The organism is Gallaecimonas zhanjiangensis, assembly GCF_057624825.1.
The window spans coordinates 2958147-2984470 of record NZ_CM172603.1 but is presented as its reverse complement, the minus strand read 5'-3'; the positions used below and the strand labels follow the sequence as shown (position 1 = coordinate 2984470).

General features: G+C 59.2%; 32 protein-coding genes. 29 read left to right on the top strand and 3 right to left on the bottom strand.

What is annotated here, in order from left to right:
• Positions 1-41 precede the first annotated feature (41 nt).
• Genes AC22G1_RS14215 through AC22G1_RS14185 form a run of 7 tightly spaced genes read left to right on the top strand, consistent with a single transcriptional unit; the run spans position 42 to position 6440 of the window.
• Positions 42-1028 (top strand): sigma-54 interaction domain-containing protein, encoded by a 987-nt coding sequence (locus tag AC22G1_RS14215; protein WP_487316728.1) that lies wholly within the window; start codon positions 42-44, stop codon positions 1026-1028.
• A 9-nt stretch (positions 1029-1037) separates the two neighbouring features.
• Entirely contained in the window at positions 1038-1370 is a 333-nt protein-coding gene (gene fliE, locus AC22G1_RS14210; RefSeq protein ID WP_487313947.1) for a flagellar hook-basal body complex protein FliE, read from the top strand.
• Between the two features lie 11 nt (positions 1371-1381).
• Positions 1382-3064 carry a flagellar basal-body MS-ring/collar protein FliF gene (fliF, locus tag AC22G1_RS14205; protein ID WP_487313946.1) on the top strand — a complete coding sequence of 561 codons (1683 nt, stop codon included), beginning with the start codon at positions 1382-1384 and terminating at the stop codon, positions 3062-3064.
• Positions 3051-4046, top strand: a complete 996-nt coding sequence (locus AC22G1_RS14200) for a FliG C-terminal domain-containing protein (protein WP_487313945.1) — start codon at positions 3051-3053, stop codon at positions 4044-4046. The genes fliF and AC22G1_RS14200 overlap by 14 nt, the downstream gene beginning before the upstream one ends.
• Before the next feature lie 2 nt (positions 4047-4048).
• The gene (locus AC22G1_RS14195) at positions 4049-4708 is read left to right on the top strand and encodes a FliH/SctL family protein (protein ID WP_487313944.1); all 660 of its coding nucleotides are present in this window, start codon (positions 4049-4051) and stop codon (positions 4706-4708) included.
• Complete coding sequence (locus tag AC22G1_RS14190) at positions 4705-6021, top strand: FliI/YscN family ATPase (RefSeq protein ID WP_487313943.1); 1317 nt, start codon at positions 4705-4707, stop codon at positions 6019-6021. Before AC22G1_RS14195 ends, AC22G1_RS14190 begins: the two co-directional genes overlap by 4 nt.
• Positions 6021-6440: a flagellar FliJ family protein gene (locus AC22G1_RS14185; RefSeq protein ID WP_487313942.1), complete on the top strand. Its 420-nt coding sequence runs from the start codon at positions 6021-6023 to the stop codon at positions 6438-6440. Before AC22G1_RS14190 ends, AC22G1_RS14185 begins: the two co-directional genes overlap by 1 nt.
• Here the strand turns inward: AC22G1_RS14185 and flgN are convergent.
• From flgN to flgA, 3 genes are read right to left on the bottom strand one after another with little or no spacing between them, the layout of a single operon-like run.
• Positions 6400-6828: a flagellar export chaperone FlgN gene (gene flgN / locus AC22G1_RS14180; RefSeq protein WP_487313941.1), complete on the bottom strand. Its 429-nt coding sequence runs from the start codon at positions 6826-6828 to the stop codon at positions 6400-6402. The two genes, AC22G1_RS14185 and flgN, sit on opposite strands and share 41 nt — an antisense overlap.
• Positions 6825-7085, bottom strand: a complete 261-nt coding sequence (locus AC22G1_RS14175; RefSeq protein ID WP_050658421.1) for a flagellar biosynthesis anti-sigma factor FlgM — start codon at positions 7083-7085, stop codon at positions 6825-6827. Before AC22G1_RS14175 ends, flgN begins: the two co-directional genes overlap by 4 nt.
• 59 nt (positions 7086-7144) lie before the next feature.
• Positions 7145-7780, bottom strand: coding sequence for a flagellar basal body P-ring formation chaperone FlgA (flgA, locus tag AC22G1_RS14170; protein ID WP_487313940.1), 636 nt, complete (start codon positions 7778-7780; stop codon positions 7145-7147).
• Positions 7781-7937: 157 nt separating this feature from the next.
• Here flgA and flgB point away from each other — a divergent pair, with 157 nt between their 5' ends.
• The 22 genes from flgB to AC22G1_RS14060 all read left to right on the top strand — a co-directional run bounded on the left by flgB (position 7938) and on the right by AC22G1_RS14060 (position 26245).
• The gene (gene flgB / locus AC22G1_RS14165; protein ID WP_487313939.1) at positions 7938-8357 is read left to right on the top strand and encodes a flagellar basal body rod protein FlgB; all 420 of its coding nucleotides are present in this window, start codon (positions 7938-7940) and stop codon (positions 8355-8357) included.
• A 1-nt stretch (position 8358) separates the two neighbouring features.
• On the top strand, positions 8359-8796 hold the full coding sequence (gene flgC, locus AC22G1_RS14160; protein WP_487313938.1) for a flagellar basal body rod protein FlgC: 438 nt from the start codon (positions 8359-8361) through the stop codon (positions 8794-8796).
• Between the two features lie 9 nt (positions 8797-8805).
• Complete coding sequence (locus tag AC22G1_RS14155; protein WP_487313937.1) at positions 8806-9468, top strand: flagellar hook assembly protein FlgD; 663 nt, start codon at positions 8806-8808, stop codon at positions 9466-9468.
• On the top strand, positions 9465-10655 hold the full coding sequence (gene flgE, locus AC22G1_RS14150) for a flagellar hook protein FlgE (RefSeq protein WP_464948978.1): 1191 nt from the start codon (positions 9465-9467) through the stop codon (positions 10653-10655). The genes AC22G1_RS14155 and flgE overlap by 4 nt, the downstream gene beginning before the upstream one ends.
• A 10-nt stretch (positions 10656-10665) precedes the next feature.
• Positions 10666-11397 carry a flagellar basal-body rod protein FlgF gene (gene flgF / locus AC22G1_RS14145; RefSeq protein ID WP_487313936.1) on the top strand — a complete coding sequence of 244 codons (732 nt, stop codon included), beginning with the start codon at positions 10666-10668 and terminating at the stop codon, positions 11395-11397.
• A gap of 19 nt (positions 11398-11416) precedes the next feature.
• Positions 11417-12202, top strand: a complete 786-nt coding sequence (flgG, locus tag AC22G1_RS14140; protein WP_050658428.1) for a flagellar basal-body rod protein FlgG — start codon at positions 11417-11419, stop codon at positions 12200-12202.
• Positions 12203-12213: 11 nt separating this feature from the next.
• A complete protein-coding gene (flgH, locus tag AC22G1_RS14135; RefSeq protein ID WP_487313935.1) occupies positions 12214-12879 on the top strand; it encodes a flagellar basal body L-ring protein FlgH in 666 nt (221 codons plus the stop codon).
• Positions 12880-12892: 13 nt separating this feature from the next.
• Positions 12893-14011: a flagellar basal body P-ring protein FlgI gene (locus tag AC22G1_RS14130; protein ID WP_487313934.1), complete on the top strand. Its 1119-nt coding sequence runs from the start codon at positions 12893-12895 to the stop codon at positions 14009-14011.
• A gap of 11 nt (positions 14012-14022) precedes the next feature.
• Positions 14023-14442 (top strand): rod-binding protein, encoded by a 420-nt coding sequence (locus AC22G1_RS14125; RefSeq protein ID WP_487313933.1) that lies wholly within the window; start codon positions 14023-14025, stop codon positions 14440-14442.
• 1 nt (position 14443) lies between these two features.
• Positions 14444-15784: a flagellar hook-associated protein FlgK gene (flgK, locus tag AC22G1_RS14120; protein ID WP_487313932.1), complete on the top strand. Its 1341-nt coding sequence runs from the start codon at positions 14444-14446 to the stop codon at positions 15782-15784.
• Positions 15784-16683 (top strand): flagellar hook-associated protein FlgL, encoded by a 900-nt coding sequence (flgL, locus tag AC22G1_RS14115; protein WP_487313931.1) that lies wholly within the window; start codon positions 15784-15786, stop codon positions 16681-16683. Before flgK ends, flgL begins: the two co-directional genes overlap by 1 nt.
• Before the next feature lie 5 nt (positions 16684-16688).
• Entirely contained in the window at positions 16689-17675 is a 987-nt protein-coding gene (locus AC22G1_RS14110) for a hypothetical protein (RefSeq protein WP_487313930.1), read from the top strand.
• Positions 17676-17797: 122 nt separating this feature from the next.
• On the top strand, positions 17798-18625 hold the full coding sequence (lafA, locus tag AC22G1_RS14105) for a lateral flagellin LafA (protein WP_487313929.1): 828 nt from the start codon (positions 17798-17800) through the stop codon (positions 18623-18625).
• Positions 18626-18842: 217 nt separating this feature from the next.
• Complete coding sequence (gene lafA, locus AC22G1_RS14100) at positions 18843-19679, top strand: lateral flagellin LafA (protein ID WP_487313928.1); 837 nt, start codon at positions 18843-18845, stop codon at positions 19677-19679.
• Positions 19680-19742: 63 nt separating this feature from the next.
• Positions 19743-21053: a flagellar filament capping protein FliD gene (fliD, locus tag AC22G1_RS14095; protein WP_487313927.1), complete on the top strand. Its 1311-nt coding sequence runs from the start codon at positions 19743-19745 to the stop codon at positions 21051-21053.
• Between the two features lie 18 nt (positions 21054-21071).
• A complete protein-coding gene (gene fliS, locus AC22G1_RS14090; protein WP_050658438.1) occupies positions 21072-21455 on the top strand; it encodes a flagellar export chaperone FliS in 384 nt (127 codons plus the stop codon).
• A gap of 187 nt (positions 21456-21642) precedes the next feature.
• Complete coding sequence (gene fliT / locus AC22G1_RS14085; RefSeq protein ID WP_487313926.1) at positions 21643-21936, top strand: flagellar protein FliT; 294 nt, start codon at positions 21643-21645, stop codon at positions 21934-21936.
• A complete protein-coding gene (locus AC22G1_RS14080; RefSeq protein WP_487313925.1) occupies positions 21936-23186 on the top strand; it encodes a flagellar hook-length control protein FliK in 1251 nt (416 codons plus the stop codon). The genes fliT and AC22G1_RS14080 overlap by 1 nt, the downstream gene beginning before the upstream one ends.
• 12 nt (positions 23187-23198) lie before the next feature.
• Positions 23199-23693, top strand: coding sequence for a flagellar basal body-associated FliL family protein (locus tag AC22G1_RS14075; protein WP_487313924.1), 495 nt, complete (start codon positions 23199-23201; stop codon positions 23691-23693).
• A gap of 10 nt (positions 23694-23703) precedes the next feature.
• Entirely contained in the window at positions 23704-24405 is a 702-nt protein-coding gene (locus AC22G1_RS14070) for a FliA/WhiG family RNA polymerase sigma factor (RefSeq protein ID WP_487313923.1), read from the top strand.
• 2 nt (positions 24406-24407) lie between these two features.
• Complete coding sequence (motA, locus tag AC22G1_RS14065; RefSeq protein WP_487313922.1) at positions 24408-25265, top strand: flagellar motor stator protein MotA; 858 nt, start codon at positions 24408-24410, stop codon at positions 25263-25265.
• On the top strand, positions 25265-26245 hold the full coding sequence (locus AC22G1_RS14060; protein WP_487313921.1) for a flagellar motor protein MotB: 981 nt from the start codon (positions 25265-25267) through the stop codon (positions 26243-26245). Before motA ends, AC22G1_RS14060 begins: the two co-directional genes overlap by 1 nt.
• The last annotated feature ends 79 nt before the right edge of the window (positions 26246-26324 follow it).

The following is a 26324-nucleotide window of genomic DNA, read 5'->3' as shown; positions in this document are numbered from 1 at the left end:
ATTATCTGCTAAAGCCTTTCACCCGCCAGCAGCTGCTGGGCATGATTGACCACGTGGTGGATTTGCACGAGCCCATCCCCAACATGGTGGTGGCCTCCCAGGCCGGGCGTCAGGTGCTGCTACTGGCCAAGAAAGCGGCCCAGACCAGCGCCTCCATTCTTATCAGCGGCGAGTCCGGTACTGGTAAGGAATGCCTGGCTCGTTACATTCACGAGCAATCGCCCCGTGCCGCCCAGCCCTATGTGGCGGTGAACTGCGCAGCCATTCCCGACACCATGCTTGAGTCCACCCTCTTTGGCCATGCCAAGGGCGCCTTTACCGGCGCGGTGCAGTCTCAAACCGGTAAATTTGAGCACGCCAATGGCGGCACCTTGATGCTCGATGAAATTTCCGAGATGCCGCTGGACCTGCAGGCCAAGCTGCTGCGGGTGCTGCAAGAGCGCGAGTTGGAAAAACTCGGCTCCAACCAGAAGGTTAAGCTCAACGTTCGCATCATTGCCGCCTCCAACAAAGACCTGCGCGAAGAAGTGGCCAAAGGCCGTTTTCGTGAAGACCTTTTCTACCGCCTCGATGTGCTGCCCCTTTGCTGGCCAGCGCTTCGGGAACGGCCTGACGACATCCTGCCCCTGGCCCGACACTTCTTGCAAAAGTACGGCGAAGGCACCGCCTTTGAATTGCACCCCGAAGCGGCCCGCAGCCTGGTGTCACACCCTTGGCCCGGCAACGTGCGGGAGCTGGAGAACGTTATCCAGCGCGCCCTTATTTTGGCCCGGGGCCTGATGCTCCAACCTGAAGATTTGATGCTGCCACGGGCCCAGGAATCGGTGTTTGATATTCCGGTTACCTCCTTGCAGGCCTCCAAGAAATGCGCTGAGTTCCAGCATGTGCTGGACACCCTGCGCCGCTTCAACGGCCACCGCCAACGCACCGCCAACGCCTTAGGGGTAACCACCCGGGCCCTTCGTTACAAGCTTGCTGCCATGCGTGAGCAGGGCATCGACATCAACCAACTTGTCGTCACTGGCTAAGGACACAACATGAAGATCGATACCATCAGTACCCAGGCCAGTCTGCTGCAACAGCTCAGCAAAATGAGCGCAGAAGCCGACGGCATTGCTCCCAACAGCCTGAGCATCGGCTCGGACTCCCAAGGCAGCTTTGTTGATGCCATGAAAGCCGCCGTCAATAAGGTGGACTTTGACCAAAAGACCGCCGGCAGCTTGATGCAAGCCGTGGAAACCGGGCAAAGCGACGACTTGGTTGGCGCCATGGTGGCCAGCCAAAAGGCGGGCCTGAGCTTCTCGGCCCTGGTGCAGGTTCGCAACAAGCTGGCGTCGGCCTTTGACGACGTCATGCGCATGCCGCTGTAAGGAATAGGGACATGGCTGAACTGATTACTGCCGCCCCTGGCGGCTTTACCCTGAACTCGGGGTTCAAATCCATTGCCGGGCGCTGGCGCCGGCTGTCCGGCGATTCGCGCTCGGTGCTGGTGATCGCCCTGCTGGCTGCCATTGTTGCGGCGGCCATCGTGGTGATGTTGTGGACCAGCACCCGCCACTACGTACCGCTTTATGGCAAGCAGGAGCTTTACGACAAGGCCACCATCATCGACACCCTCGAGAAGGAAAATATCGATTTTCGCCTCGACGGCAGCAGCGGCAACGTGCTGGTACCAGAAGACCGCCTGGCTGATGCCCGTATGCGCCTGGCCGCCAAAGGGGTCAAGGCGTCACTGCCGGCCGGTTTTGACGAACTGAACAACATGTCGACCCTCGGCACCAGCCAGTTCATGGAGTCGGCCCGTTACCTGCACGCCCTGGAAGGCGAGCTGGCCCGCACCATTATCGCCCTCGACCAAGTGCGTAGCGCCCGGGTGCACCTGGCGGTGCCCAAGCGTACCCTCTTTGTGGGCCGTGAAGAGCAAAAGCCCAGCGCGGCGGTGATGGTGGACCTGGCGTCTCCCTTAACCCCCAGCCAGGTGGAAGCCATTATCAACCTGGTGTCTGGCTCGGTGCCGGGCATGAGCACCGGCGCGGTGTCGGTGGTGGACCAAAAAGGCGAGCTGCTGTCGGCCGGTATCGGTGACATGAACGACCCGGCCCGTCTTTCCGGCAAGCAGATGGATTACACCAGCAAACTGGAAGACCGCATGACCCAGCGTGCCAGCAGCATGCTGCAACCGCTGTTGGGCAGCGACAACTTCCGGGTTGAAGTGGCCGCCGACGTGGATTTCTCCTCGGTCAACGAAACCCGTGAAGACTTGAACGGCAATCCGGTGGTGACCCGCGAAACCTCCAAAAAGGATAACTCCACCGACTCGGTAGCCCTGGGTATTCCCGGCGCCCTCAGCAACAGGCCGCCGGTGCCGGCCAACCAGGCCAATGGCCAGAACAACCAAAACGATCCGCAAAAAGCGGTGAGCCAGCGCGAAGAAACCAGCCGTACCTTCGAGACCGGCCGTGCCGTAACCCACACCAAATATGCCGAAGGCCGCCTGAGCCACCTGTCGGTGTCGGTGCTGCTTAACAGCGCCAAGGCCCCCGAAGGCGGCTGGACCCAAAGCGACCTCGACAACCTCACCCAGATGGTGAAAACCGCCGTCGGTTTTGATGACAAACGTGGCGACCAGTTCAGCCTCAACAGCTTCAACTTCGCCCCCGAGCCAGCGCCCATCCAGATGCCCGAGCTTAAATGGTGGCAAGATCCCATGTGGCAGGATTACATCCGCTACGCCGTGGGCGGCTTGATGGTACTGCTGCTGGTGCTGTTTGGGGTTCGGCCTTTGGTGCGCCATTTGGTCAGGCCTCAGACGAGCGCTGATAAATCTGTCGCCACCGCTGAAGCCCTGGCCCTTGCCGAGCAAGCGGCCCGGGCCGAGAGCCGCCAAGGCGAGCTTGATGAAGATGATGAAAACGCGATGCTGGCAACGTTGCCGCCTCCCGGCTCCGAGTGGGATGTCCAGCTTAAACACCTGCAGCTCCTGGTAGACAAGGAAACCGTGCGGGTAGCCGAAGTGGTCAAACAATGGGTGAGCAACAATGAGCAGCATCATGAGCCAGCGTAACGATCTCGATAAGGCAGCCATCCTGCTGCTGTCCATGGGTGAAGCCAACGCCGCCAAGGTCATGGCCCGGATGAGCCGCGACGAAGTGACCGCCGTGTCCATGCGCATGGCCAAGCTGCGCGGGGTGTCCACCCAAGAAGCCAAGGATGTGATGCAGCACTTTTTCGACCACTACCGTGAGCACAGCGGCATCAGCAGCGCCTCGCGCCACTACCTGGAGCGCACCCTGGATTTAGCCCTGGGTAAACGCCTGGCCAGAGGTATGGTCGACAGCATCTATGGTGACGCTCTGCGTCAGGAAATGATGGCCCTGCAGTGGGTGCCGGCCGACACCCTGGCCCGGTTCTTCCGTAACGAGCACCCGCAGCTGCAAGCGGTGCTGCTGGCCTTCTTGCCGCCGGAAAACGCTTCGGCGGTACTGGCCGCATTGCCGGAAAACATGCACGACGACATCCTGTTCCGGGTCGCCAACCTCAAGGAAGTGTCCGACCAGGTGCTGGACGAGCTGCGGGTGACCCTGGGCCGGTGCCTGGCCTTTGTCTCCGAGCAATCCACCGCCAAGGTGGACGGTATCCGCCAAGCGGCTGACATCCTCAACCGCTACCAGGGCGACCGCGCTGCCTTGATGGACATGCTCAAGCTCCATGACACCGACACCGCCGGTATGGTGGCCGACAACATGTACGATTTCATGACCTTGGCTCGCCAGTCCGACGAAGTATTGCAAGCGCTGGTGCAAGAGATCCCCACCGAGACCCTGGCATTGGCCCTCAAAGGCGCCGATCCGGACGTGCGGGACGCCTTGCTGGCGGCGCTGCCCAAACGGATGGCCCAAGGCCTCGAAGATGCCCAACTGGCCATGGGCCAGGTCCCGCTCAGCCGCGCCAACCAGGCGCGCAGCGAGATCATGCAGCTGGTGCGGACCCTGCACGAACAGCAGCAGCTTAACTACCAGCTGTTTGAAGAAAAAACGGTAGCCTGATCATGGAAAAGCTCAGAGGAAACTACCGGCGCCACCGCTTTATTTCCCTGTCGTCCCTTAACGCCAAGGAAAGCGGCCAGACCGACCCCTTCCAGCAAGGCTATGACGACGGCTTTGTGCAAGGCCAGGAGAAGGGCCTGCACCAAGGCCTGGACGATGGCCGCCGCCAGGGCCAGGAGCAGGGCTTTAGCGAGGGGTTTAAAGACGGCAACGCCAAGGGCGAAGCCAGCGGCCGCGCCACCTTTGAAGCGGCCCTGTCGCCACTGATGGCGGTGCAGCAGCAATTGGAGACGGCGCGCCAGCAGCAGTTGGCCGATAACACCGACAGCCTCTGCGCCCTGGTGGAGCAGGTGGCAAGACGGGTTATTCACGCTGAGCTCAGCCTCAACCCCCGGCAAATTCTGACCCTGGTGGAAGAAGCGGTGGGGCGCCTTGATAGCACCAAAGGGCCTATCAAGGTGTACCTGAGCAGTGACGATCACCAGCGCCTGGCCAAGGTTGGAGTCAACCGCTGCGGCGAGTATCCGCTGCTGGCCGACAGCGCCCTTGCCATCGGCGATTGCCGCCTGGAGAGCGACCAGCAACAGCTGGTTATTCACAGCGAAGATCGCCTGCAAAATTGCATGGAGCAGGTGCGCGGTGAGCTGGAGAGCGAGCAGTGACAGCCCTTTCCGAGCGTCTCAGCCGGGCCGCTGGCAAGCTCGGTGAGGTAGAGCTTGGGGATGTGGCTGGCCGCCTGGTCCGGGTGACTGGCCTCACCTTAGAGGTGGTGGGTTGCCGGCTGGTGATAGGCCAGCGCTGCCTGGTCGACACCAAAGGCTCTGGCCCGGTGCTGGCCGAAGTGGTGGGTTTTGATAGAGAAACCGCCTTTTTAATGCCCTACCGCACTGTCTCCGGGCTCTATTCCGGTGCCAGCGTGCGCCCCTTGGAAGACGAGTGGCGCCTGCCGGTAGGCCCGGCGCTGCTGGGCCGGGTACTGGACGGCATGATGCAGCCCCTGGACGGCGGCCCGCCGCCGGTCGGCGAGCTTATTAGCCTCAACAGCCAGCCCCTTAACCCTCTCGTTCGCGCCCCCATCAAGGCCCCCTTGGATGTGGGGGTGCGCGCCCTTAACGCCTTGTTGACCCCCGGCAAAGGCCAGCGCCTTGGCATTTTTGCCGGCCCCGGGGTCGGTAAAAGCGTGCTGATGGGCATGATGACCCGTTATACCCAGGCCCAGGTGGTGATCGTTGGCCTGATCGGCGAGCGGGGCAGGGAAGTGCGCGAATTCATTGAAGACGCGCTGGGTCCAGAGGGCCTTAGCCGGGCAGTGGTCATTGCCGCGCCGGCCGACCAATCGCCGCTCCTTCGCCTGCGCGCCGCTGAGGTGTGCCATCGCCTGGCCGAGTACTATCGCGACCAGGGCCAGGACGTGCTGCTGCTGATGGACTCGTTCACCCGCTACGCCCAGGCCCAGCGTGAGCTGGCCCTGGCCATTGGTGAGCCGCCGGCGACCCGTGGTTATCCGCCCTCAGTGTTTGCGGCGCTGACTCGGCTGGCCGAGCGGGCCGGTAACGGCAGCGGCAACGGCTCCTTGTCAGCCTTTTATACGGTGCTCTCGGAAGGGGACGACCAGCAAGACCCGGTCAGCGACGCCGCCCGGGCCATCCTCGATGGCCATATCGTGCTGAGCCGAAGCCTGGCCGAAGCTGGCCACTACCCGGCTATCGACATCAACGCCTCCATCTCCCGGGTAATGCAGCAGGTTACCGACGGTGAGCACCGCCAATGGGCGCTGCGCCTGAAAAGGCTGCTCTCTCGCTACCAGCAGGTGCGGGAGCTGTTGCCCCTTGGCGGCTATCAGCCGGGCCAGGACCCGGAGCTGGACGAGTCGGTGCGCCGCTACCCGGCCATTGCCGCGTTCTTGCAACAAGATACCCACCAGGCGGCCGATTTTGCTGGCGCCGTGGCGGCCCTTAAAGAGGTGTTTAACTGATGTTTGAACGCTTTTTAGAGCGCCAGCAGGCGCTTCTGGACGAATTGGGCCAGCAGAAAAACCACAGCCGCCAGCAGTTGGAGCAGCATCGCCAGCGCTTTGAGATCCTGAGCGAGTTCGACCAGAGCCTGGGCCTGGTACAAAGCCACAGCGCCCTTTTTCACCAAAACCGCCTGGCCCTTCGTGGCCAGTTGGGGGAGTTGCTGGCCAGCCAGCGCCAGGAGATGGAGCTGGCCCAACTGGATTTGAACTACCAGCAGCAAATGCTGCTGCGCCAGTTCGGCAAGGTAAAGGGGCTGGAAGGGGTACAGCAGAAAAAGGACAAGGAAGTGCTACGGCAGAACGAGCGGCGCGAGCAGCAGCAGCTGGATGAGTGGATCAGCGCCCGTGGCCGTAGTCAACGAGGCCCTGGCCGCTAAGCTCGCCCAACAGCTCACGCTGGCTGGCCAGAATTTGGCCGTTGCGCTCGTTAAGGGTCTTGCAGTGGGCCAGTTGGCTGCCAAGTTGCTGCCAAAGGGGCGCGGCTTTGTCAGCCATGTGCCTTGGCAGCTTGGCAATCAACTTGGCCATGCCCTGCTCGTTGGGGTCAACCCCCAAGCCTTGCAGCAGGGCGCTGCGCTCCCGGGCGTGCTCGCCAAGGCGGGCAAGACTTGCCATCACCTCGGTGTTGATTGCGGCCAGCGCTTTCGCATCGGCCTGGCTCAGCAGTTTTTCCTGGCGTACCAGCAGAGCTTGAAGTGCCTGACATTCCAAGGTGTCGGCCTTGATGGCTTGCAGCAGGGTCAGGACAGCTTCTTTGGCGCTCATGGCTGATGGGTAGCCAGGATAGATTCGGCCAAGCCGTCGGCGTCAAAGCGAATTTGGCCGGCTTCCAGGGCTTGGCGCACGGCGTTGACTTTATTGACGTCCACATCGGAGCTGCCCTGCATCACGGCGGCCAGATCTTGGTTGTTTATCTCGGGAGCCTGGCTCTTGGCCGGCGCCGCCTTGGTGTTGGCCACAGGGGCCTCGCTTTTAGCGCGGGGCGCCAGGTTGTAAACGTTGGTACTGGAGTCGATCTTCATAAGCGCACCATGGAATGATTTACCGTAACAAGGGTAAACGACCGGGGCGGAAAAAAACTTTAAAAACGCGTTTCCACCACGCCTTTTTCTACCACCCAGGCGCTCAGCTCCTTGCCTGACGACAAGTTACGCACCCGAATGCTGTCGCCTTTGCCGCCGTCGCTAAGGGCCTGGCCCTTCATGCTGGCCGTCACCCCCTGCACCCGCACCCGGATCACCACATCCTCGCCCTTACGCACCAGCATCGGCGGCGCCACCATGTTGGCGCTAAGCACCTGGCCTGAGCGCAGGTTACGCCGGGCTTCATAGCCCAGGAGCTGGCTGGCGTCGGTGATAAAGCCGCCGTAGATATCATCCAGCACCACAGGCCGGCGCACCAAATCCCCCTGGCTGAGGTTCTCGCCGCGGCGCATGCTGCGGCGCGCCGTCCATACCGACAAGGTGACGGTGACCTCCACCCTGGCCCGCAATTGCCACTGGGGCGACTGGCAGCTTACATCGTAAGGAATGCGGCCCCAGGGTTTGTCGTTGGCATTGCTGGGCGCAAAGGCAAGGCTCGTTTCGCAAGGGGGCAGCTCCTTGGCGCTGGCCGGTAGCCAGGCGCTGGTTCTGACCTTGTAATCGCGCGGCCAAGCGGCCTGGCGGGCATAACTGGCCAAGCGGGCCCGGGCATCACCGCGAAGCGCCTGGCTCAAATCCCCTGCCCAGCTCAAAACCGGCAGGGTGAGCAGTAAAAGAGGAAGGGCGGTTTTCCATAGCGGAAGTTTTTGCTTCCGCTTGGCCTTCCTTTTGAGAGTGTCTTGTTTGTAATTCATTGTTTTTGCTTGTCTTTAAAGTTGGCACAAGCCTTGTTTGTCAGATCGTATCGACATTGAGGAAGAGTTGCCAATTATGGGCATTAGTGTGGACAAAGCCTTGGGGGTACATCAATACGCCCTGGCCATGCAGGTGGAAAGGTCCCGGGTTATCGCCGGTAACCTGGCTAACGTCGACACCCCCGGCTATCTGGCCCGGGACTACGACTTCAAAACCGCCCTCAAGGACGTGGCCAGCGGTGTTGCCAACATGAGCAGCCAGGACCGTCTGCCGGACGCGGATTTCTCCAGCGACCTGCGCTACCGGGTGCCCATGCAGCCTTCCGAAGACGGCAACACCTCTGAACTTGGGGTGGAGCAAACCCAGTTTGCCTCCAACGCCATGGACTTTCAGACCAGCCTGACCTTTTTGAATCTTACCCTTGGCGGTATCCGCAAAGCGATAGAGGGACAGTAACGTGGCCTTTAACAGCATCTACGAGATAGCCGGCAGCGCCATGCGCGCCCAGACGGTTCGCCTGAATACCGTGGCCTCCAACCTGGCCAACGCTGACAGCGTGGCTGGTTCCGAGCAAAAGGCCTACCACGCCCTAAAGCCGGTGTTTGCCACCCTCTATCAAAGCATGGACGTCAATGGCGGCGAAACCGGCCCCATGCTCGGCAACGCCACGGTGCGGGTAGCCGACCTGGTGCAGTCTGACCGCAACGTCGACCGCCGCTACGAACCTAACAATCCCATCGCCGATGGCAAGGGCTTCGTTTATTACAGCAACGTCAACGTGGTGGAAGAGATGGCCGACATGATGTCTGCCTCCCGTACCTTCCAAAGCGCCGCCGATGTGATCACCCGTACTAACAGCATGCAGCAATCCCTGCTGCGTCTGGGCCAGGCATAAGGACCCCCAATGAGCGTATCCCAGGTAGACAGCAGCACCAGCAGCAGCGGCAGTACCAGTAACTCCATCGCCAGCAACAGTGCCGCTGGCCTGCAGGACGAATTCCTGCAGCTGATGGTGGCCCAGATCAACAACCAAGACCCTTTGAACCCCATGGACGGCACCCAGTACCTGTCACAGTTGGCGCAGCTGTCCACGGTGGAAGGTATCCAGAACCTCAATACCCTGCAAAGCCAGGGCAATACCCTGCTCGATACCCAGCAAGTGCTGCAAAGCGCCCAACTGGTGGGCAAAGAAGTGAGCGTACCGGTTGAGAACATCAGCCTGGATAAAGCCGAGAGCCTGCAAGGCAAGGTGCGCCTCACTGAAAGTGCCCAGTCGGTGACCGTCAAGGTAACCGACATCAACGGCCAGGTGGTGCAGACCCAATCTCTGGGTACCCAGGCGGCCGGTGACGTAGCCTTCAATCTCGATGAGCTGCCGGCCGGTGTTTACAAGCTCGAAGTGGTGGCTGCCAACGGCGATGACACCCAAAACTACACCCCCTATCTCAACCGCCAGGTTGAGAAGGTCAGCATTCCTGCCGACGGCAGCGATATCCAACTGCAGGTCGCCGGTGTTGGCAGCCTGTCTCTGTTCAGTGTCAGTGAATTTCTTGGAGAACCCTCATGAGTTACAACATTGGCCTGAGCGGCCTGCGTTCCACTAACCAGGCGTTGGACGTTATTTCCCAGAACATCGCCAACGTGTCTACCGCCGGTTTCAAGGCGGCCCGTGCCGAATACGCCGCGCTTTACGCCGGTGGTGAAGCAGGCGGCGTGGAAATCGCCCAGGTATCCCAGGATTTCAGCAAGGATGGCTCCAAGGAGTTCACCGGCCGTAACCTGGACATGGCCATCTCCGGCCAGGGCTTTTTCGTCACCAAAAACGCCATGGGTCAGATGGCCTATACCCGCGCCGGTACCTTCAATAAGGACGCCAACAACTTCATCGTCAGTGCCAGCGGCGACAAACTGCAAGGCTACAGTGTGGATGCCAACGGCGCCCTGGCCACCGGTGTGGTAACCGATCTGAAAGTTTCCGCCTCCAACCTGCCGGCCAAAGCCAGCACCTCGGTGGCGTTCAAGGCCAACATGCGCGCTGACGCCGCTGTGCCTACCAACCCCACTTTCGACCCTACCGACGCCAACTCCTTTAACTACTCCTACACCAGCCGCGTGTACGACTCCCTGGGCACCGAGCACACCGTGACCCAGTATTTCGTTAAAGACAGCGCCAACAACTGGACCAGCCATTACTACATGGACGGCGCCGCCATGGGCACCCCCGCTACCCAGGCCCTGAGCTTTAACACCGACGGTACCCTGGCCGCCCCGGCTACCCCCGTGACCCTGACCATGGCCCCGGCCGGTGCCGACCCGATGACCGTGACCATGGATTACACCGGCACCACCCAATACGCCGCCGATTTTAGCGCCAGCTATGACGCCGACGGCTACAGCTCCGGTGAGCTGGCCGGGGTGCGAGTAGATGACGACGGCTCGCTGTACGCGGTATTCACCAACGGTAAAGATTTGCTGCAAGGGCAGGTGGTACTGGCCAACTTTGCCAACCCCAACGGCCTGGATAAGAGCGACAGTACCTCCTGGACCTCTACCTTTGCCTCCGGCAACGCCACCCTGGGTAACCCCGGCACTGGCGGCATGGGCAGCCTGACTGCCGGCGCCTATGAAGGCTCCAACGTGGATTTGACCGGTGAACTGGTAAACCTGATGACCGCTCAGCGTAACTATCAGGCCAACGCCAAGAGCATCAGCACCGCCGACAAGATGACTCAGGTGCTGTTTAGCTCCTGGTAAGGATTGAGCCATGGAACGTTACCTCTACACGGCGATGGGCGGTGCCCTGCATACCCTGACTGCTCAGCGGATCCACGCCAACAACCTGGCCAACGCCGCTACCACCGGCTTTCGGGCCGACATGGAATCGGTGTCGGCCTACCAGGTGCAAGGGCCCGGTTTTGCCTCGCAGATCCTGGCTCAAGAGCAGCGCCCCACCACCGACTTTACCCCCGGTGCCATGGAAGAAACCGGCCGCTCTCTGGACGTGGCCATCCGTGGCAGCGGCTTTTTGTCGGTATTGGATGGCAACGGCAACGAGGCTTATACCCGCGCTGGCAACCTGAGTGTGGACGCCGACGGCCGGCTGCTTTCTGACGGCCATGAGGTAACTGGGGTCGATGGCCCCATCCAGGTACCTGACTACCGCTCTATCACCGTGGGCCAGGACGGCACCATCACCGTGGTGCCGGTAGGGGGCAACGCCACCTTGCAGGTAGGCCAGCTCAAATTGGTCAACCCGCCCATCAGCGGTATGGATAAGGGTGAAGACGGTCTTTTTCGCCAGCAAAGCGGCGCTACTGCCGCTGTTGACCCCAACGTGGTGGTGGAGTCAGGGCATCTGGAGCGTTCCAACGTCAACGCCGTGGACGAGATGGTGAATACCCTGTCGCTGTCGCGCACCTTCGAGGTGCAGATCCGGATGATGAAGACCGCCGATGAATTGTCTTCCGCCGGCAGCCGCCTGATTCGCGGCTCTTAAGGCCAAAGGAGAATAAAAGATGCAAGCAGCTCTGTGGGTCGCCAAAACCGGTCTTGCCGCGCAAGACGCCAAAATGGCCACCATTTCCAACAACCTGGCCAACGTTAACACCGTCGGTTTTAAACGCGATCGGGTTGCCTTTGAAGACTTGTTCTACCAGCTTGAGCGCCAGCCCGGTGCCCAGCAGGACCAGCAAAACCAGCTGCCTACCGGTATCCAAGTGGGTAACGGGGTGCGCATTGTCGGCACCCAGAAGGTGTTTACCGAAGGTAACTTCGAGACCACCGGCCAGGATCTGGACATGGCCATCGTTGGCGAAGGGTTCTTCCAGATTGAGATGCCGTCCGGCGAGATTGCCTATACCCGCAACGGCCAGTTCAACCGCAACAGTGACGGGCTGATGGTTAACAGCGACGGCCTGCCGCTGGTGCCGCAAATTCAAATTCCTGAAAACGCCCTGGCAATTTCCGTGGGCACCGACGGCACCGTTACCGCCCAAGTGGCCGGTGACGCCCAGCCCCAGGAGCTTGGCCAGATCACCACCGTTAACTTCACCAACCCCGCCGGCCTTGAAGCCATGGGCGGCAACCTGTACCGGGAAACCGCCGCCTCCGGCCAGCCCCAGGAAGGTGTGCCCGGTGATGAAGCCCTTGGCGCCATCAAGCAAAAAACCCTGGAAGGCTCCAACGTCTCGGTGGTGGAAGAGATGGTCAATATGATCGCCACTCAACGGGCCTACGAGATGAACGCCAAGGTGGTGTCGTCCACCGATCAAATGCTCAAGTTCATCAGTCAATCTGTGTAAGGGGAAGTCCAATGCGCGCTCTGGCGGTTTTATTCATGCTGACTCTGGCCGGTTGCCAGAGTGCCCATTACGACATCGCCGTGCCCGAGCCGGGGGAATCCGACTGGGCACCGACCCTGGTGGAAAACAACGCCGCGCCCGGCGAAGACGGCAGCCTGTATTCCCAGGTGCAGATGTTTACCCTGTTCCAAGACCGGCGCGCCTACCGGGTGGGGGACATCCTCACCATCGTGCTGAACGAGCAAACCCAGTCGTCCAAGAAGGCCGATACCAGCCTTGATAAGAAATCCGGTATCGGTATTGCCGCGCCGGTGTTTGGCAACAAGACCCTTAACGACGCCAGCGCTTCGGTGGATGCCAACCGCAACTTTGCCGGTGGCGCCAGTGCCAGCCAGCAAAACTCTCTGACCGGCTATATCACCGTGACCGTTGCCAAAGTGATGGCCAACGGTGTGCTGGCGGTACGGGGCGAGAAGTGGATCAAGCTCAACCAGGGCGACGAGTTCTTGCGCCTTCGCGGTTTAGTGCGGGTCGATGACATTGACGATCAAAACCGCATCTCGTCGCAGCGGGTGGCCAATGCTCAAATCGCCTACGCCGGGCGCGGCTCTCTGGCCGAGAGCAACCAACCCGGCTGGTTGACCCGGTTCTTCCAGAGCCCGCTGTTTCCCTTTTAACTGGAGCTGACCCATGTCTCGTTTGCTGTGTGGGCTGCTGTGCCTGCTGACTCTGACCGCTCAGGCTCAAACTCAAACCCGGCCGCTGCTGGACATCGCCGATGTTCAGGGCCTTCGGGAAAACCAACTGGTGGGCTACGGCCTGGTGGTGGGCCTGTCTGGCACCGGCGACCGCAACCAGGTGAAATTTACCAGCCAGTCCATGACCAACATGCTCAAGCAGTTTGGGGTGCAGTTGCCGGCGAACATCGACCCGAAGCTGAAAAACGTGGCGGCGGTGGCGGTGCATGCCAACCTCTCAAGCGTGGCTGGCCGTGGCCAGACCGTGGACGTAACGGTGTCGTCTATCGGTGATGCCAAAAGCCTGCTGGGCGGCTCTTTGCTGATGACCCCGCTGCGCGGTGTTGACGGCGAGATTTATGCGGTGGCCCAGGGCAACTTGGTGGTGGGCGGCGTTAATGCCAGCGGCAATGACGGCTCCTCGGTAACCGTTAACATTCCTACCGTGGGGCTTATTCCCAACGGCGCCACCATCGAGCGGGAAGTGCCCATGGCGGCGCACGCCAAGCCGCAGGTGGTGCTGAACCTCAAAGTACCCAATTTCAAGACCGCCCGTAACGTGGAGCTGGCCATCAACAAGGTGTTCGGCCCCAAGGTGGCGGCAGCCCAGAACGCTGGCCGGGTGCTGGTGCAAGCGCCGGTAGATAACGAACAGCGGGTGGTGTTTATGTCCATGCTCCAGGACATTCGCGTCGACATGGGCCGCCAGCGCCCGAGGGTGGTGTTTAACAGCCGCACCGGTACCGTGGTAATGGGCCAGGACGTCAAGGTGCACAAGGCCGCCGTGACCCATGGCAGCCTGACCGTGACCATCACCGAAGACTACAACGTCTCCCAGCCCAATGGCGGCGGCTTCCGTTCCAATAACCCTGGCCGTACCGTGGTCACCCCCGATTCTAAGGTCAATGTGGATCAGGAGCACCCGGCCATGTTTGTCTGGCCTGACGGTACCTCCCTGGAAACCATAGTGCAGGCCGTCAACAGCCTGGGCGCGTCTCCTGGCGATATCATGTCCATCCTCCAGGCCCTGGATGAAGCCGGTGCCCTGGAAGGCGACCTGGTGGTGATCTGAGGAATATGACCATGAACAGCATCAACGCAACCGATAGCCATTTCTACCAGGACACCACCAGCCTTCGAAACCTCAAGGGGAAGGAAGGGCTGGAAGCGGCCTCCGGCGAATTTGAAGCCATGTTCCTGCAAATGGTGTTAAAGGAAATGCGCCAGGCCAACCAAGCCCTGGCCGACGAAGACAGCCTCTTTAACAGCCGCCAGCAGCAGTTTTACCAGTCCATGGCCGACAGCCAGATGGCGCTGGATATGTCCCACAAGGCTCATATCGGCATTGCCGATGCCATGACCCGTCAACTGGGGGGCAATGTCACTGATAACACCAGCGAGGTAACGGCGGCGTTAAAGAATTCCGAGGCCAGCGTCGCTTCTGGTTCTATAAGCACGGCGGCACTTCGCCAGCCACTGATCCGAACTGGTGACGGTAACTGATATGAGCATGTTGAATAACGGGCTGTCAGGCCTACAGGCCTCTCAATACAGCCTCAATGTGGTGAGCCAGAATATCGCCAACATCAACACCCCCGGCTACAGCCGCCAAGAAGCGCTGCTCAGCGCCCGAAACGGTGGCGGCTTTGGCACCAGCAGTGCGGGCGACGGCGTGGAAGTGTCGTCCTTGCGCCGGGTGAGCGACGGTTACCTCAATGCTGCGCTTTGGCGCGCTACCAGCCAAAGCGGCTACGACAGCCAATTCCAGACCATGATTGGCCAGATGGAATCGGTGTTTGGTAGCGACGAGCTCAGCATCAGCAACGGCCTGGACAGTTTCTTTTCTGCCTTGTCGGCGGCTTCTTCCTCGCCGCAATCCATTGCGCCGCGCCAGCAAATTCTGGCCACCGCTCAGGCCCTGGCCAACCGCTTCAACCAGCTGTCGAGCAACCTTGACGTGCAGGAAAAGCAGCTCGACGAGCAGGCCGACGCCACCGTGACCGACATCAACACCCAGGCCCAGAGCATCGCCAAAATTAACCAGTCCATTATCGAGGTCAAAGCTAAAGGCGGTAATACCTCGGCGCTGGAAGACCAGCGCGACGAGCTGGTGTTGGCCCTGTCCAAAGAAGTGTCGGTAAAGACCAGCAACCAGAGCGATGGCTCCATTACCCTGTCTCTGGCCGGTGGGCAGCCGCTGGTCATTGGTAGCCGCAGCGCCACCCTCAGCCGCAGCGGTGACGATATCAACCTTAAATTCGTCAACGACAGCTTTACCCTGAGCGATGTCGGCGGGTCACTGGGGGCTAACCGCGATTACAAAACCGGTGAGCTTAACGACCTTCGCACCAGCCTAAACAGCCAGGCCCAAAACCTGGCCGACAGCATCAACAGCCAGTTGGCTGCCGGTTTTGATCTTAACGGCAACCCCGGCGCGGCGCTGTTTAGCTACGACCCGGCAAGCCCTGCCGGCTCGCTGGCTGTGGACAGCAGCATGACCCCGGAAAACCTTGCCTTTATCGGCGACGATGGCACCGGTAACCCGGTGGGCGGCAGCGGCGATAACAGTAACCTTGGGGTTATTGTCGAGATGAAGGCCGGTTTTTACGACGATTACAGCAAACTGGTTGGCGACCTGGCAGTAAGTTCTGGCCAGGCCCAATCCTTGGCTACCGCCAGTGACAGCCTGCGCCTTGATGCCCAAAGTAAGCGCGACTCGGTAAGCGGCGTAAACCAGGACGAAGAAGCGGCCAAGCTGATGCAATACATGCAGGCCTATCAGGCCAATGCCAAGGTGATCAGCACCGCCGATAACGTGTTTTCCACTTTGATGGGGATGTTCTGATGCGGGTCAGCAGCGGTCAGCTTAATCAATATGTGCTGGCGGGCCTTAGCCGCCAGGGCGATGCCTACGCCACCCTCATCCAACAAATGAGTTCAGGCAACCGCATCACCAAGCCGTCAGACGACCCACTGGGCACCGTTACCCTGCTGGGCCTTAACCGCGAGCAGAGCAACCTCGACCAGTACGGTAAAAACATCGAAAGCACCTCCAGCTCTTTGGAGCAGGCGGAAAGTTACCTTGATTCGAGCTTCAACGTATTGATGCGGGTGCAGGACTTGGTGCTCTCTGGTAACAACGGTTCGGCCACCGATGCCGACCGCTTGGCTTACGCCTCGGAGCTTAAAAGCCTGCGCGACAACTTGGTGGACTTTGCCAATGCCCAGGATGGTGACGGCCATTATCTGATGGCTGGCAGCCAGGTCGACCAGCCGCCGGTGGTGGACGATGGTAGCGGCAACCTCATCTACCAAGGTGACAACCTCACCCGCCAGGTGCAAGTGGCCAAAGGGGTATCCATGGGCGCCAATATCTCGGTTGAAGGCATTTACTTTGATGCCGGTGGCAGCTTCTTCCAGGATCTCGACAGCTACATCACCGCTCTGGAAACCCCTGGCACTGACATGACCACGGTGGGCGGCACCATGACCAACAGGGTCAGCCATACCGTCGATACCATCAACCGCAATCTGACCGATGTGGGCGGCCGTATCAGCAGCTTGCAAAGCCTTGATACCGCTCGCCAGGATGTCAGCCTTGCCAATGACAAAATCATTGGTGAGATCAAAGACCTCGATTATGCTGATGCTGCCGACAGGGCCAACCAAATTCAGCTGGCCCTGACCGCTACCCAGAAAACCTATAGTCAACTGAGTCAACTAAGCCTGTTCGATTATCTCTGATGGCCATGCAGATCTCCGCCCTTAACAGCAAGGACACCCGCCCCCAAACATTGGGGGTGGCAGCCGGCTCTGGCTATGACGAAGCCCAGGCGCCGGCCAAGGTGCAAAACCGTGACAGCGGCGGCGAGATAGGGGTTAAGGTGCAGCGCCACGGCCAGTGGGCATTGATGAGCCAGGCGCAAAGCCGGTTATCGATGCTGCAATCGATGGAGCAGAGCATCGTCAGCACCTACCGGCAACTGGTCAACCTTGCCCGGCAGTTGGATCAAAACGGCGGACAATCCCAGGCCCTGGCCAACCAAGCCAGGGCCTTGGCACATCAGGTCAAAAGCGACGGCTGGCTGGACGGGGAGCTAAGCCCCAACAGCAAGCAGGGCCAAAGTCACTATCTGATGAACCGGGTCGATTTGCTGAGCCCCCGCAATCAGGGCGAGACCGTGCGTATCGGCCTGCCCGGCGGCAATAACCTGTCACTGAAATTGGGTGCCCAGGCCAGCCAAAGCCGCGCCCTTGCAGAACTTGCCCCCCAGTTTGCCAGACTTGGGATCACGGCCAGCTTAAGTGGCCAGGGTAAGCTGCAACTGACCGGCCCCGAGGCATTGTTCTCATCGCCATGGACCTTCCAGGGGCAGGGCATCCGAGTGCCGGCCGGCAACCCTATTCCCATTGGCCTTGATGCCCAGCCCCAGGTGCTGGAGCAATTGGCTGACGGCCTCGAAGGCACCAATCTTGATTACGAGAAGGCCAGACTCAGGGCTTTACTGGTGGCCCTTGAGCAGCACCGTAAGGCGCTGCAAGCCCAGCGCCAGCAACTGATGGCCCGTATGGAGGCGTTGCGTTCCGCCGCGCAATTGGCCAGCCAGGACCCAGACGCCCTTGGCAGTGAAATCAAAAGCTATATCAAGGGGGGCGATTTTGGTGCCCAGCTTCAGGCTTTGATGGCCCAGGCTAACCTGTCCCGCCAGTCAGTTGTCAGTTTGTTATCGCTCTGATTGCCTGAATTTTCTGCAAATTGATTTTTGCGTTTCATTTTTCCTTCCTGCCCGTCGTTTTACTTTCCTGAAGCAATCACAAAGCCGCGCAGAGGCGGCCTTTAACCCTCAGGAGAATACTTATGGCCCTGTCAATCCAGACCAACTTTGCGTCCCTGGTTGCCCAGAACTCGCTGACCAAGAACAACAACATGCTGTCTACCGCCATGCAGCGCCTGGGCACCGGCCTGCGCGTTAACAGCGCTGCCGACGATGCCGCCGGCCTGCAAATCGCCAACCGTCTGACCGCGCAAACCCGTGGTATGTCTGTTGCTCAGCGTAACTCCCAAGACGCCATCAGCATGCTGCAAACCGCTGATAGCTCCCTGGACGAAGCCTCCAGCATCGTGTTCCGCATGAAAGACCTCGCTACCCAAGCGGCTAACGGTACCAACGGTACTTCTGATATCTCCGCCATGGATTCCGAATACGGCGAGCTGAAAAACGAGCTGACCCGTATCATGACCAAAACCACCTACGGTTCCGGCCAAACCCTGTTGGCTGGTGGCAAGCTGGACGGTACTGTGACCTTCCAGATCGGTGCCTCTTCCACTGAAACCCTTGCCTTTAATGGTGCTACCGAAATCGGTGCCATCACCACTGCCCAAGGTAGCTTGGTTGACCTGACTACCAGCGCCACTGCTGAAATGGGTAGCCTGGACACCCTGCAAGACGCCATCGGTGCTGCCCGTGCCAAGTTCGGTGCCAACATCAACCGTCTTGACCACACCATCAACAACCTGGCTTCCATTAGCCAGAACACCGACGCTGCTAAAGGCCGCATCATGGATGCCGACTTTGCTTCCGAAACCTCCAACATGACCAAACAACAGCTGCTGATGCAGACCGGCGTGAGCGTACTGTCCAACGCCAACTCCGTCACCAGCTTGGTTGGCTCTCTGCTGCGCTAAGCGCACAGCAAAAAAGCCCCGCCAAGGCGGGGCTTTTTTATTTTTAAGGCGCTCGAAAGGCGCCTTTTGCCTTTGACATACACAGAGCATTTTTTGCGACATCGCTCTTAAAAAATCCCCGCAGCTGTTTTAGTTTTTACTGCCTTGCGTCGTTTTAATTTCTTGAAGCAATCACAAATGGCCGCACCGGCGGCGTTTAACCTTCAGGAGAATACTCATGGCTCTGTCAATTCAGACCAACTTTGCGTCCCTGGTTGCCCAGAACTCGCTGACCAAGAACAACAACATGCTGTCTACTGCCATGCAGCGCCTGGGTACCGGCCTGCGCGTTAACAGCGCTGCCGACGATGCCGCCGGCCTGCAAATCGCCAACCGTCTGACCGCGCAAACCCGTGGTATGACCGTTGCCCAGCGTAACTCTCAAGACGCCATCAGCATGCTGCAAACTGCTGACAGCTCACTGGACGAAGCCTCCAGCATCGTTTTTCGTATGAAAGACCTCGCTACCCAAGCAGCTAACGGTACCAACGGTACTTCAGACGTAGCCGCTATGAGCTCCGAGTACGGCGAACTGAGCTCTGAACTGACCCGTATTATGACCAAAACCACCTACGGTTCCGGTCAGACTCTGCTGTCCGGTGGCAAACTGGGTACCGGCGCTGTGACCTTCCAGATCGGTGCTTCCTCCACCGAGACCCTGAGCTTTGATGCTAGCACTGAGATCACTGCCATTACCGGTGGTATCACCACCGCCGGTACGGCCATCACCAGCGCTACTGCTTCTACCGCCATGGACAACCTGGATACCCTGCAAGACGCCATCGGTGCTGCTCGTGCCAAGTTCGGTGCCAACATCAACCGTCTTGACCACACCATCAATAACCTGTCTTCCATCAGCCAGAACACCGACGCTGCTAAAGGCCGCATCATGGATGCCGACTTTGCCGCCGAAACCTCCAACATGACCAAACAACAGCTGCTGATGCAGACCGGCGTGAGCGTACTGTCCAACGCCAACTCCGTCACCAGCCTGGTTGGTTCACTGCTGCGCTAATCGCAGTCGCAAAGGCCCCTGCATCGCGGGGGCTTTTCCCCGTTTTTCTAATAGGATGCAACAATGGCAACAGTAAGCAGCAGCTCATTTGACGTGCAAAGTCTGGCCACTCAATACGTGCAGGCCGACCGGGCCAAGATGGACTCGTATTTTTCCAGCCAGCAGACCTATTACAAAAACCGGCTCAGTGCCTATAACGCCATTTCCACTCAGCTCACGGCGTTTCAGGATGCGGTATCCAAGCTCTCGGGTAGCGATGCCTTCAAAGATTACGGCGTTACCCAGTCTGACGACAGCTATGCCAGCATTACTGCCGATTCCAACGCGGTCGAAGGCCAGTACCAACTGCACGTGTCGCAGCTGGCCAGCGCCGACCAATACGCCCTGGATTTTGCCTCCGAAACCTCCACTGTGGGTAACAGCGGCACCTTGACCCTGGCTCTGGGCAGTGACAGCTTCAGTATCGACATGAGCCAGTTGCCGGCTGGCGCTACCGTTGCTGACCTGCGTAACGCCATCAACAGCGCCAGCGATAACACCGGTATCAAGGCCTCTTTGGTGCGCACCGGCACCAGTGTCAAACTGATGCTGACCAGTGAGAAAACCGGCGCGGACAATGCCATGAGCATCAGCACCGATGGCGACCCGGCTCTGAGCGATCTGGACACGGCTATTGCTGGCAAGAGTCAGCTCAGCAAAGCACAAGACGCCATAGTGCAGCTGGGCGCCGACCAGAGCCTGACCATCAGCTCGGACTCCAACACCCTTGATAACGTTATCGACGGCCTGACTATCGATTTGAAAAAGGTGCAGACCGACCCGAGTGAGACCATTACCTTCTCGGTGGGCCGCGACATGGATGCCACCAAGGACGATCTCAACAGCTTCATCGATGCCTATAACACCCTTATCGATACCATCAAGAAGTACACTACCGCCGCAGATGGCCAGTCACCGACTCTGTCTGGTGACAGTACCTCTCGGATGCTGCAAGGGCAGGTCCGTACGCTACTTAATGGCGCCGACCTCTCATCCATGGGCATTAAGAGTGATCGTTACGGTAAACTGAGCCTTGACGAGGACAAGCTGGGTGATTATTTGGAAGCCAATCCCTCAGGGCTGAACCAGGTGCTGGGTAACAAAGACGGGCTGATGGACAAGCTCGACACCATGCTCGATAGCTATGTTAATGGCACAGACTCAGTGTTCAAGACCACCATCTCCAGTACTCAGGCGAACCTGGATAGGCTTAGTGACCGCATGGATGCTTTTGATCTGCAAATGGAGCAACAATACAACCGCTACGTTTCGCAGTTCACTCAGATGCAGACCATCGTCAGCCAAATGCAGCAGACCTCAGGTTTGTTCGGTTAATAGCGCGCAGGAGCAAGCATGTTTGATGATTCCGGCTTTGATGCCTACAAGCACACCCAACTGGATGCCAGGGCCGCCTCTGCCGACCCGCACCACCTGGTGCTGATGCTGATTGAGGGCTTTTTAGACGAGCTGGCCAGGGTAGAAGGCCACATCGAAGCCAAACAGTTTGACCGTAAGGCCAAATCCATTGCTAAGTGCCTGGATATCTTAAGTGGCCTGGACACGGCACTGGACAGGGAAAAAGGCGGCCAATTGGCCGAAAACCTGCACCAGCTTTACGATTTTTGTGGCCGGCGCCTGTTTGAAGTCAGTGTCAGTAACGATTTGTCCGGCTTGGAGGTCATCTACAAGGTGATGGGAGACCTCAAGGACGGATGGGAAAACATTGCGGCCAGCTAGGCCGCTTTTTTTTGCCTTGAGCCTGTCTTTTTCCTCTGGTGCCGTCTTTTCCCCTTATTTTTCCCCATGCGGAAGCGGCGCTTCCGCAATGGCGAGGGTTCGGTTTTAACTCATTGATTTTGTTTGATTAAATTCTTGGCTTGGCATTTGCTTTGCTCTAGCTGGAGAAATGACAGGCAATAACCGGATGGCGTCAATTTCATCGCAGCAGGTCCTGGCTTTGGCCAAGGCCTTGTTAGACAGCGCACAGCAGGGCAATTGGCAGCAACTGGCCCAATTAGACCGGCAAGTTGCCCGCCTGATGGGCCAGCTTGGCCCCGAGCCCAAAGAGCTGGCGCCAGCGGTTGCGCAGCTGGCCAGCGCCCATGGCCAGGCCAGAGCACTGGCCGAGCAGCAGATGCAGCGGTTACAGCAAACGCTCAACAAACACCAGGACCGGCAGGAAGGCCTGAGGGCCTACCAGCAGCTAGAGGACTTTTGATGAAAACCCATAATTTTGCTGCACCGGTGAGTCAATTTGCCAAGGCCGGCGATATCAAGGCCAGTGGCGACAGCGCACCTAAGGGTTTTTTTGGCCGGCAGATGGCCGCTGTCAAAGCCGGAGCCGAGGCCAAGCCACAGACTTTTGCGCAGCCGCAGCTTCAGGCAACCGACCCGCAGCGCGCCGGTGAGGATGCGCTGACGCCCAAAGAGGTTGCCGCCGAGGCCGCATCTAAAGCCACTGTCAACGGCAAGGATACGAGCGAGGGCGCAGATAGCTCACAGGACACCCCAACGGCGCTGGCGCTGCGCGGTTTTCGCGATATCAAGGTGCCTGCCAAAGAGCAGAACACCACTGAGACTGAGGCCAAGGCGCCAGTGGCTTTAGAGCCTGCTCAAGCTGCGCTGACCGAGGCTACAGCGAAACCCAAAGCGGATGATAAAGATCCACACAAAAAGACTGAAACGCAGGACAAAAGCGACAGTACTGCAGATGCGAAGGTACTGACCCTCAACCTGCCTTTTTCGCAAATCACCCTAAAAATACCGGCCCATCCCAGCCAGGATGCCACTGCCGCGAGTGCAACCGGCACAGTAGATAGCATTGGCGGAGCCGGTGCCAAAGAGCCGAAGCTGGCTCAAGGGGGAGGCGACGCCCTCAAGCTCGACAAGCTGGAGCTGATGAGCAGTACCGATAAGAACCTCCATCTTGGCGCCCCCAGCCAAGACAGCTTGCTGGCAAGCCAGCAAAGCGGTACTGGCAAGTTAACGGCGCTGCCGGAATGGGCTCCCATCAAGATGGCGGCGGCTACTGCGGCTCAAAGCCAGCCGGGCCAATTGCAAAACGGCCAGGAGCTGGCTGCGGCCCTTGGCGATCGCTTGCAGCTGCAAGTGAACCAGCAAATCAAAGAAGCCCGGGTGCGGCTAGACCCGCCGGATATGGGCCGGGTCGATTTGACGGTGCGCATGGAAGGCGATCGTCTGAGCGTGCACCTGCAGGCCAGCCAGCCAATGGTGCGGGACATGCTGCACCAACAACTCGACCGGCTGCGCCTGGATTTGGTGCAGCAGCACGGCACCCAGGTGGAAGTATCGGTGGGCCAGGACAGGGGCCAGTCCGGACGCCAGGGTAGCGGTGACCCCCGTTCCCAAGAACCTCAGATCATGGCCGCGCAGGTGACTGCCAGCGGCGACGATGAACAACGTGCTCAGCCTGATCTCCCCCAAGGCTGGGTGAGCACAACAGCCTAAGGAGTCAACGCAGTGGCGAACGAAACGGAAAAAACGCCCCCTTCGGGCAAGAAAAAAAGCCTGTTGCTGGCTCTTGCCGGGGTATCGGTACTGGTGCTGGCAGGCGCCGGTTATGCCGTTTACAGCGGCATGCTGGATGTGAAAAAGCTGTTCGCTCCGGCGCCACCGCCGGCGGTGAAAATGAGCGAAAAGGCAATATTTCACCCCCTTGGCAAGTTCGTTATCTCCATTCCCGGCGACGACGTGCAGCACTACATGATGATGGAGCTGGCTCTGGTCAGCCATGACCCTCGGGTGCCCAAGGAAAGCGATGAACTGGAGCCGGTTATTCGTAACGCCCTGATGCAGTATTTTGCCAACCGCCAATACGATCAGGTTCGCAAAGACATCCAGAATATCGAGCCGCTACAACAAGCGCTCAAAGGCAAGATCCTCGAGACCGTCAAGCGTTACGGCTATCAGCTGTCGTTGGATGAAGTACTGCTTACCAAAGTGGTTGTTCAGTAGGAGAACGGCAATGGAACCGTACCGCGCAGAAAGCCTCGACCCCGTTTCCCACAGCAGTGCCAGCAACGAAGCCCTGCTGATGCGGCGCTATGCCCACCTGGTCAAAAGGGCCTGTTCGCACCTTCGTAGCCAGGTCAGCGCCTCGTTTGGCATGGACGACTTTGAACAGGTGGGCCTGATGGGCTTGCTTGAGGCCATCCGCCGTTACGGAACTCCTGACGAAGCCTTTGAAAGCTTTGCCTTCAAGCGGGTGCGCGGCGCCATTTTGGACGAGCTGCGCCGCCAGGACTGGCGGCCAAGGCAGGTGCGCCAGGCAGCCCACGATTTCAACCACAATCATCGCAAGCTCTACAACCGCCTTGGCCGCGAGCCGGCGGAGCAGGAGATAGCCGATGAAATGGGTATCACCATCGAACAGGTGCGGGAGTTGGTGTACGCCAACCAGGCCTGCGAGATGCAGCACTTGGATGACTGGCTGGTAAAAGAGTTGGAACCGGCCGGTGGTAACAGTGATGTGTTCGAGATCAAGCGGACCCTGGCCAAAGTGCTGGGCAAGCTCAATCCTCGTGAGCAGCTACTACTGACCCTTTACTACCAGCACGAACTGAACATGAAAGAAATCGCCCAGGTACTGGGACTCACTGAATCCCGGGTTTGCCAGTTGCACAAAGAGTGTCTGAGCAATCTCAATTCCTTTCTTGAGAGGCACTGAAAATGCAAAAACTGTTAGGTGTTGGCCTGGTCGCGCTCTGCGTCTTCGGCGGCTTTGTGATGGCAAACGGCAAACTCATTGCCCTGTGGCAACCCTCCGAGATGGTGATCATCCTCGGGGCGGCGCTGGGCTCGATGGTTATCGGTAACTCCACAACCGTGCTCAAAGAAGTACTGCACCAGCTCAAAGGGCTGCTGGCCAGCCGTAAGGGCGAGGCGCAGCTGGCTCGCGAACTGCTGATGATTATGCACACCCTGCTGGACGAAATTCGCCAAAAGGGCCTCAAAGTGCTGGACGAGCATATCGAAGCGCCCATGGCGAGCCCGCTGTTTCAGCGTTTTCCCGAGGTGCTCAAAGAGCCCATTCTGGTGAACTTCATCACCGACAACCTGCGGATGCTGGCCATGGGCAAAATATCGGCCCACGAATTTGAAGCGGTGCTGGAGCAAGAGATTTTGGCCATCGAAGACGACCTGCTGCGCGCCTCTAAGGCCCTGCACCGCGCCGGTGAAGCCATGCCCGGCTTCGGTATCCTGGCGGCGGTGGGCGGTATCATCATCACCATGCAGCACCTCGATGGCCCCTTGGGGGAGATCGGTGTGCACGTGGCGGCGGCGCTGGTGGGGACTTTTATCGGTATCTTCGGCTGTTACTGCCTGTTTGAGCCGGCTGGCGCTGCCATGGCCGAGCTGGTGCACCGCAAAATCTCCACTCTTGAATGCGTAAAGGCGGTGCTGACTTCCCACGTAGCGGGTAAATCGCCGCTATTGGCCGTGGACGCCGGGCGCCGGGTGCTGGAGATGGACGTTAAACCCAGCTTTGCCACTGTGGAACGCTGGCTCGATAGCGAGGCCATGTGATGCAGCGGACACCGCACGAAACGGTCATCATCAAGCGCAAGCGCCGCTCTGGCCACGAAGAGCAGAGCGGTGGCGCCTGGAAGGTGGCCTTTGCCGACTTTACTCTGGCGTTGATGTCACTGTTTTTGGTGCTGTGGCTGCTGTCGGTCACCAACCAAAAAGAGCGCAACGTGCTGGCGTCCAATCTGCGTGACTACTCGGTGTTTGACCAGTCCAAGAACCCCTTTGACCTGTCTAACAGCCCCTTTCCCATCGACCTTGAAGGCCAGCCGGCCATTGTTGAGCGCGTTGCGGCGCAGCTATTGACCAGCGGCGACCGTAAATCCGGCATCTCCATGTATAGCCAGGTGCCCAAAGGGGATGTGGAGCCGGGCAAAGGGCAGGGGCCCAAGCTCGACTCCATTATCGACGGGGATTTCCAGTCTCCAGAATCTCTGGCGGTGCTGGCCGCTGTTATCAAGGAAATGGCCAAGCAATTGACTGCCAGCAACAACCTGGACGTGGAAGTGGTGCCGCAAGGCCTTCGCATCAGTATTCAGGATGACAAAAACCGCCAGATGTTTGCCCGTGGCTCGGTGAACATGAGCCCGTTTTTTGAAGACCTGTTGATGGCCCTGGCGCCGGTGTTTCAGCACGTCAAAAACGGCATAGTGATCTCCGGCCACACCGACTCTATCCCTTACCAGAGCAACCAGTACAGCAACTGGGAGCTGTCTGGTGACCGGGCCCTGATGGCCAGAAGGGTACTGGAGATTGGCGGCATGCCCAAGCAGCGGGTGTTGCAGGTAGCGGCCATGTCTGACCGTACCCCGGTAGACAAGTCTCACCCCGATGCCAGTGACAACCGGCGTATTGAGATCCTGCTATTGACCAAAAAGGCCCAGGCCAGCTTGTTGTCTATTTTTGACCGTCAACAACCGGGCAATGCCCTGACTCAGGCAGACAAAGCGGCCAAGGCCAATGAACCGGTAACCCGTTAGCCGTATGTAACAACAAAGCCCCCGGTGTGCTAAACATAGGTTCATTTTCGGTCGTTTAGTCTTAAAGACAGACTTGCTG

Bases quoted from the DNA above. Each gene is read 5' to 3' on its own strand.
- AC22G1_RS14110 (WP_487313930.1), top strand. From the start codon at position 16,689: ATGCAGATCTCCGCCCTTAACAGCAAGGACACCCGCCCCCAAACATTG.
- flgN (WP_487313941.1), bottom strand. From the start codon at position 6,828: ATGAGCGCCAAAGAAGCTGTCCTGACCCTGCTGCAAGCCATCAAGGCC.
- flgF (WP_487313936.1), top strand. From the start codon at position 10,666: ATGGAACGTTACCTCTACACGGCGATGGGCGGTGCCCTGCATACCCTG.
- flgE (WP_464948978.1), top strand. From the start codon at position 9,465: ATGAGTTACAACATTGGCCTGAGCGGCCTGCGTTCCACTAACCAGGCG.
- AC22G1_RS14060 (WP_487313921.1), top strand. From the start codon at position 25,265: ATGCAGCGGACACCGCACGAAACGGTCATCATCAAGCGCAAGCGCCGC.
- AC22G1_RS14125 (WP_487313933.1), top strand. From the start codon at position 14,023: ATGAACAGCATCAACGCAACCGATAGCCATTTCTACCAGGACACCACC.
- AC22G1_RS14185 (WP_487313942.1), top strand. From the start codon at position 6,021: ATGTTTGAACGCTTTTTAGAGCGCCAGCAGGCGCTTCTGGACGAATTG.
- AC22G1_RS14070 (WP_487313923.1), top strand. From the start codon at position 23,704: ATGGAACCGTACCGCGCAGAAAGCCTCGACCCCGTTTCCCACAGCAGT.
- flgL (WP_487313931.1), top strand. From the start codon at position 15,784: ATGCGGGTCAGCAGCGGTCAGCTTAATCAATATGTGCTGGCGGGCCTT.
- AC22G1_RS14080 (WP_487313925.1), top strand. From the start codon at position 21,936: ATGAAAACCCATAATTTTGCTGCACCGGTGAGTCAATTTGCCAAGGCC.
- flgG (WP_050658428.1), top strand. From the start codon at position 11,417: ATGCAAGCAGCTCTGTGGGTCGCCAAAACCGGTCTTGCCGCGCAAGAC.
- flgH (WP_487313935.1), top strand. From the start codon at position 12,214: ATGCGCGCTCTGGCGGTTTTATTCATGCTGACTCTGGCCGGTTGCCAG.
- flgK (WP_487313932.1), top strand. From the start codon at position 14,444: ATGAGCATGTTGAATAACGGGCTGTCAGGCCTACAGGCCTCTCAATAC.
- AC22G1_RS14155 (WP_487313937.1), top strand. From the start codon at position 8,806: ATGAGCGTATCCCAGGTAGACAGCAGCACCAGCAGCAGCGGCAGTACC.
- AC22G1_RS14130 (WP_487313934.1), top strand. From the start codon at position 12,893: ATGTCTCGTTTGCTGTGTGGGCTGCTGTGCCTGCTGACTCTGACCGCT.
- AC22G1_RS14215 (WP_487316728.1), top strand. From the start codon at position 42: ATGATTGACCACGTGGTGGATTTGCACGAGCCCATCCCCAACATGGTG.
- AC22G1_RS14195 (WP_487313944.1), top strand. From the start codon at position 4,049: ATGGAAAAGCTCAGAGGAAACTACCGGCGCCACCGCTTTATTTCCCTG.
- motA (WP_487313922.1), top strand. From the start codon at position 24,408: ATGCAAAAACTGTTAGGTGTTGGCCTGGTCGCGCTCTGCGTCTTCGGC.
- lafA (WP_487313928.1), top strand. From the start codon at position 18,843: ATGGCTCTGTCAATTCAGACCAACTTTGCGTCCCTGGTTGCCCAGAAC.
- fliD (WP_487313927.1), top strand. From the start codon at position 19,743: ATGGCAACAGTAAGCAGCAGCTCATTTGACGTGCAAAGTCTGGCCACT.
- fliS (WP_050658438.1), top strand. From the start codon at position 21,072: ATGTTTGATGATTCCGGCTTTGATGCCTACAAGCACACCCAACTGGAT.
- lafA (WP_487313929.1), top strand. From the start codon at position 17,798: ATGGCCCTGTCAATCCAGACCAACTTTGCGTCCCTGGTTGCCCAGAAC.
- fliF (WP_487313946.1), top strand. From the start codon at position 1,382: ATGGCTGAACTGATTACTGCCGCCCCTGGCGGCTTTACCCTGAACTCG.
- AC22G1_RS14200 (WP_487313945.1), top strand. From the start codon at position 3,051: ATGAGCCAGCGTAACGATCTCGATAAGGCAGCCATCCTGCTGCTGTCC.
- fliE (WP_487313947.1), top strand. From the start codon at position 1,038: ATGAAGATCGATACCATCAGTACCCAGGCCAGTCTGCTGCAACAGCTC.
- fliT (WP_487313926.1), top strand. From the start codon at position 21,643: ATGGCGTCAATTTCATCGCAGCAGGTCCTGGCTTTGGCCAAGGCCTTG.
- AC22G1_RS14175 (WP_050658421.1), bottom strand. From the start codon at position 7,085: ATGAAGATCGACTCCAGTACCAACGTTTACAACCTGGCGCCCCGCGCT.